The organism is Pedobacter sp. 01T416_2 (assembly GCF_056398925.1).
On sequence record NZ_JBFTQI010000311.1, the window covers coordinates 1 to 6404 of the forward strand.

At 36.7% G+C, this 6404-nt stretch carries 5 protein-coding genes; all 5 read left to right on the top strand.

The annotated features are described in order from the left end of the window. Positions 1–605: chromate transporter (locus AC1DPQ_RS14170; protein WP_477609854.1), on the top strand; the 605-nt coding region annotated here is incomplete at its 5' end. Further along, positions 589–1617, top strand: coding sequence for a sulfotransferase family protein (locus tag AC1DPQ_RS14175; protein WP_477609856.1), 1029 nt, complete (start codon positions 589–591; stop codon positions 1615–1617). The genes AC1DPQ_RS14170 and AC1DPQ_RS14175, both read left to right, overlap by 17 nt. A 6-nt stretch (positions 1618–1623) precedes the next feature. Next, positions 1624–2388 carry a 3'(2'),5'-bisphosphate nucleotidase CysQ gene (cysQ, locus tag AC1DPQ_RS14180; protein ID WP_477581536.1) on the top strand — a complete coding sequence of 255 codons (765 nt, stop codon included), beginning with the start codon at positions 1624–1626 and terminating at the stop codon, positions 2386–2388. A 13-nt stretch (positions 2389–2401) separates the two neighbouring features. After that, entirely contained in the window at positions 2402–2977 is a 576-nt protein-coding gene (gene cysC, locus AC1DPQ_RS14185; protein ID WP_477609858.1) for an adenylyl-sulfate kinase, read from the top strand. A 312-nt stretch (positions 2978–3289) separates the two neighbouring features. Then, positions 3290–6274 carry a SusC/RagA family TonB-linked outer membrane protein gene (locus AC1DPQ_RS14190; protein WP_477609860.1) on the top strand — a complete coding sequence of 995 codons (2985 nt, stop codon included), beginning with the start codon at positions 3290–3292 and terminating at the stop codon, positions 6272–6274. Positions 6275–6404: the final 130 nt, after the last annotated feature.

Consider the following 6404-nt stretch of genomic DNA (forward strand, 5'->3'; position numbering starts at 1 on the left):
TTATTGCCGTTACTGTTTTGTTCATCAACCAGGTTTTATTTATTACTGGTGCATTTAAATCTTATCAAAGCATCTATTTTAAGATCGGAACCATTTTTTCAGGCATTAGCATTTCCTTATTTGGAGGTGGATACCTCGTTATCCCCATTATGCAGTCGTTACTGGTAAAAGATATGAAGTGGTTGAGCGCAAGGGAATTGATAGATGTAATCGCTTTTAGTCAGGTTACACCCGGGCCAATTCTGGTGAGCTCAACATTCATTGGTTTTAAGTTAGCCGGTTTTTTAGGTGCACTGGTTGCTACCTGTAGTATGTTTGTTCCATCTGCTATTTTAATGATTGTTGTTTCAAAAATCTTTAATAAAACCAAAGATCACCCCTTGATCAAAAGTATGATATCGGGAATTAAGGTGGTGGTAATCGGCCTGATCATATCATCAGCTATAAAAATATTATTATTGCAGCCACGAACACTTTTGGTTGGAGCAATGTGTGTAGTTTCATTAATATTAAGCTATAAGTATAAATTAAGCCCGGTATATTTAATACTCGGCGCTATTTTTTTGGGAACAGTATCGATTTTATATAATGGAAAGCTTTTTTAAACCAGATGGTATCCAGATCATCGGAACGCAAAGATCTGGTTCCAACTTACTCAGGGTAATATTAGACCAATCTAATCAGATTGCCTCTCCGCACCCACCTCATATTTTGGTCACTTTTGTGCCATTGTTAGAATTATATGGTTTTTTAACCGAAGCAAAATATAAGATATTAATTAACGATGTTGTAAATTATGTTAGGGCTAATCCTGTGCCATGGGATGGCGTTGAGCTGGATGAAGCTTGGATTTATGAAAATTCAAAAACTTACAGCCTTTTTGAGATTAACCGATTGGTATATGAAACTGCCGCAATAGCAAAAAAAGCTAAATATTGGTGCTGTAAGAGTATGGCCAATGTACACTATGCTGCTGATTTGGAAATGCATTCGCCTAATCTGAAATATATTTATTTATACCGTGATGGGAGAGATGTTGCCCTTTCTTTTAAAAAAGCAATTGTAGGCGAAAAGCATATTTATCATTTAGCTAAACAATGGCATAAAGATCAAAGTGCCTGTATCGAACTTTCGAAAAAGATCAGCAACGATCGTTTTTTCTCTTTAAATTATGAGGAGTTAATTGCAGATCCGGCAAAGCTTATTCAAAGTTTATGTAGGTTTTTGGCAATTGATTACGCTGAAACAATGCTCGATTTTCACAACTCAAAAGAATCGCTAGCCACCGCTAATGCCGGCGAAATGTGGGAAAATCTGGCTAAACCGATTATCAAAGATAATAGTGGTAAATTTCGGAGAGAATTGAGTACAGCAGAAATCGACATATTCGAATGTATTAATCACCAAACCTTARCCGATTTGGGCTATGTTTTAGATCGCCCTGAGAATAAAAATAAACTAATTTCTGGTGAAGAGGTAGAGCAGTATGGTGTTGAAAATGAACTTCTTAGGAAAGACGTCCTGTTAAGTGCCCGTCAATCTGATCTTGATAACAGAGGACCTCAACTGGAGATATTAAAAGAAATTAAGGCTAAGAATTTAGCCGTAAAAGTTTAGCGTAAAATGATAGGTACCATTGATATAAATGCCATACTAAGAATAGCTGTTGAGGCGGGGAAGGCAATTTTAACCGTTTACAATCATGATGAAGATTTTGAGGTATCAGCCAAAAGCGATTCTTCTCCTTTAACTAAGGCTGATAAAATTGCAAACGATATGATATGTCGCGACCTGAAACGGTTATATCCAGCCATCCCAATTATATCTGAAGAAGGAAAAAATATTCCTTACGAAGAGCGGAAAAACTGGGAAGTATATTGGTGCGTAGATCCGTTGGATGGAACCAAAGAGTTTATTAAACGAAATGGTGAGTTTACTGTAAATATTGCTTTAATCCGTGATGGGTTACCTGTGCTGGGGGTAATTTATATCCCGGTACAAAATTTATTGTATTATGGTGAGGCGTCTTCTGGAAGCTGGAAACAGATCCCCGGCGAAGATCCAATTCAAATTAAAGCGGTTAAGAAGAACAATGAATGGACAGCTGCGATAAGCAGATCACATGCAGATGGAGAAGAAAAAGCAATTCTCAGCAAATATCCGATAGTCAATTTTATTTCGGTAGGCAGCTCTCTTAAATTCTGTTTGTTAGCAGAAGGTAAGGCACAGATTTATTTACGCACCGGACCAACCATGGAATGGGATACTGCTGCCGGCCATGCCATTATTTTATTTAGCGGATGTAATATCAATACATTATCTGGTCGTGAAATGTTATACAACAAGGAATCTTTGCTAAACGAAGGCTTTTTGTGTAAGGTTGATTAATTTTAATAAAACTATGCCGCTTCAAACTACAACTCAAAATGGTTATGTAATTCCCAGTCAAAGAGGAATAGTAGTTTGGCTATTTGGATTATCGGGCTCCGGAAAAACAACTATTTCTACTTTATTAAAGGAAAAGCTCGAAGAAGAAGGCTTTTTCGCTATAACATTAGATGGAGATGTACTTCGGGAAGGTATTAATAAAGATTTGGGCTTTAGCGAAGCCGATAGGGCAGAAAACATTAGAAGGGCGGCGGAAATAGCTAAAATTATGATGATGAGCAATATCATTACGATTTGTTCATTCATCACCCCTCTTGAGCAATATCGGGCATTGGCCGCTCAAATTATTGGAGAACTGTATTTTGAAGTCTTTTTAGATTGCCCATTGGCAATATGCAAAGAAAGAGATGTAAAAGGTTTATACAAAGATGCTGACCAAAACCTAATCTCAAATTTTACAGGAGTTAGCGCCAGGTTCGAGCCTGCATTAAACGCCAATCTCATTATCAGAACCAATACAGAAAGTCCGATTCAAAGTAGAGATAAGCTATTTCTGGAGATCATTTCCAAAATCAGTTCCATGCCTTAATCACCTATTCTTAATTATCATGGCTTAATTTATATTGGTTTAATTCTAATCTACGTGGTTTTAGTACATCCAGGGTGTTTAGTCAATCGATTGCGCAGTGTTTTTGCATATAAATACACGCTTTAATTCCTAATATTATCCTACTAAGAATTAAAAGTCATTTTATCCTTTTAGCAACAATCAGCTATAACCAAAACCGCTATGATTAAAATTTACAAACCAACAAATGGGAATTGTAGGACATCTGTTCCTATACTAAGCCGCTCATTTTTTAATGCTCTTTTTAAATTTATTTATTGTTCTTTATTTATTATGATCCCCATTGCAGCCAGTGCGCAGACGGTTGTTACCGGGACGGTGAAAGATGAAAAAGGACTGCCGGCTGTTGGAACATCAGTAACAGAAACTGATGTGAAAAACGGAACATCGGTTGATGCTAACGGTAAGTTTACCATCACCTTAAAGGGCAAATTAAGGGTGTTAAACTTTACACTTGTAGGTTATAAAACACAACGGGTTACCATAGGTGCTTCAAATGTAGTAACGGTAAACCTGGAAGAAGATTTAAATAAGCTAAACGAAGTTGTGGTTGTGGGCTATGGTACACAACGTAAAACAGATTTGACAGGTTCAATCAGTTCTATCAAGAGCGACGATTTAAATCTTGGTGGTACTACATCAAATATTGGTCAAGCCATTCAGGGTAAGGCTGCAGGTGTACAGGTGCAACAAACAAGTTTTGCGCCAGGAGCCGGAATGTCGATAACTGTAAGGGGAGGTAATTCCATCAATACAACCAATAGCCCGCTTTATGTTGTGGATGGATTTATCTCAGATAATGGTAGTACCATTAACCCGAATGATATTGAGGATATCCAGATTTTAAAAGATGCTTCATCAGCAGCTATTTATGGTGCAAGAGGAGGTAACGGTGTGGTTTTAATTACCACCAAAAAAGGTAAGGCTGGTAGGGTAGCTATTGATTTAGATTTATCCAATGGTAATCAGTTTTTAACTTATAAGCCTGCATTGTTAAACGGCCAACAATACACTGCGATTCAAAATGCAACAGCTATTGAAGATAGTAAACCCGCGCCTTTTCCACCTTCTTTTGCAATCGCAAATACCAATTGGCTGGATGAAGCTACTCAAAATGCTTCGGTACATAACCGAAGTTTGAGCATTAGCAGTGGTGATCAGAATTCGAAAATTTATGTGTCAGGAAACTACATTAATCAGAAAGGTGTTTTAAAAGGCACAGGACTAGAGAAATATACAGCCAGAATTGGTGCTGAGAAAACCCTTAACGAACGTTTAAAGTTGGGCGCTAACTTTTATGGCTCAAGTTCGAAAGTATTGCAACAATCGTACTCGGCAGATATTACCGCACCATTATTTAGTTTATTAACCGCATTGCCAAATATTCCGGTTTACAATGCCGATGGAAGTTATTATCGTTATCAGGGTAAAGATAATGCATTGGCCAGTTTGTTAGAACCCACCAATACGAGTACCAATAAATTAGTAAATGGAAATATTTCTTTGGACTATCAAATTATTAAAGGTTTAACTTATCATTTAGGTACCGGTGCAGAGTATACCAACCTTAATGAGGGACAATACATACCTAGAACGTTAAGTGCAGGAGCAAAAAACGGCGGTATCGCAGCACAAAAAAGTTCAACCACATTTAGATGGTTGGTAGAGAACTACTTAACCTATAAATATAAAACTGGTAATCATGATTTTACAGCCTTGGTCGGTACATCTAGTCAAAAGGATGTGAATGATTTTCTTGCCGCAGGTAGTAAAGGTTTCGGAACAGACGAGTTCTTATTTTATAATTTAAGTGCTGGTGCATTACCTAATGGTACAGCTGTAACTATAAGCAATCTTGCGGGTGGTTACAATAGCTTTAAAGAACAAGCTACTTTTAATTCATTGTATGGAAGATTGAATTATGCTTATAATGATAAATTGTTAGCATCTTTTACTTTAAGGAGAGATGGATCTTCCAAATTTGGGGAAAATTTTAGATATGGATATTTTCCATCAGGAGCGATTGCCTATAAATTTACTGATGAAGAATTTATTAAAAACCTGAATACTTTTTCTAATTTAAAATTGAGAGCAAGTTTTGGTGTTACCGGTAATGATCGTATTCCTAATTACCTCTATTTATCAACCTTTACCAATTACAGTACTGTCCTTAATCCAGGTAGCCCTTTACAAATCGGAACTGAGCCTAAAACCCTACCAAATCCAAACTTAAAATGGGAAAGCACAACTCAGTTTAATGTGGGGCTAGACATGGGTTTTTTAAATGGACGTATAAATGCTAGTATTGATCTTTATGCTAAGAAAACTACCGATTTATTACTTAATATCCCAATTGAACAGTATTGGGGCTTTAATTCGCAATTGGTAAATGCTGGCTCGATTCAAAACCGCGGGATTGAATTTATGGTGAATACAGTAAATGTTCGTAATGATGATTTTACGTGGAATACTAATTTTAATATTGCGATGAACAGGCAAAAAGTATTGTCTTTAGGCCCAGTTAACCAAATTTCTGTAAATACGGCAAACCCAAGTGGCACGGTGTCTGGTCGTGAGTTTTCAAGAATGATGCCGGGTAGAGAACTTGGTGAATTATTTGGGTACGTTTACGCAGGTGTAATTAAAACAGGGGAGACTTATGCCCCACAACCTGGTTCTAAAGCCGGCGATCCAAAATATCAGGATACCAATGGTGATGGTAAAATTACACCAGATGATATGACCTATTTGGGAAATTCGACTCCCCGTTTTACCATGGGTTTTGGAAACGATTTTCATTATAAAGGTTTCGACTTAAATATTTTCTTCCAAAGTTCGTTCGGTTATTCATTATATAATATGAACAGATTGGTATTAGAATCTACTACTGGGGCAGATGCATTAAATAGATTTGTTGCAGGAGTTAACGAAAATACCGAAATACCTCGTGAGGGATATTTTTTAACAACGTTTGGTAGTTACGTAAACTCTCGTTTTGTAGAAGATGCGTCTTATTTGCGATTAAAATCTGTATCGTTTGGTTATAATGTGCCAACCAAATTGTTAGATCACATCAAAGTGATTAAAGGTTTAAGGGTGTATGCTGAGGCGCAAAATTTATTTACGATTACCAATTATACAGGAACAGATCCAGAGGTGAATTCGCATTCAGGTAGTAACTTTGGAGGAGGAATAGATTTTAATGCGTTTCCGGCATTCAGAACATTCTCTGCGGGTATAAAGTTAACCATCAATTAGTAATACTTTCCTGATTAATAGGATTAATAAAGATAAAAAGATGAAAAGATATAAGATTATTCTGGCAATTACTGCAGTTGTACTTTTGCAGTTTTCTTGTAAAAAAGATTTAGACCCAGTAGTGTATAGC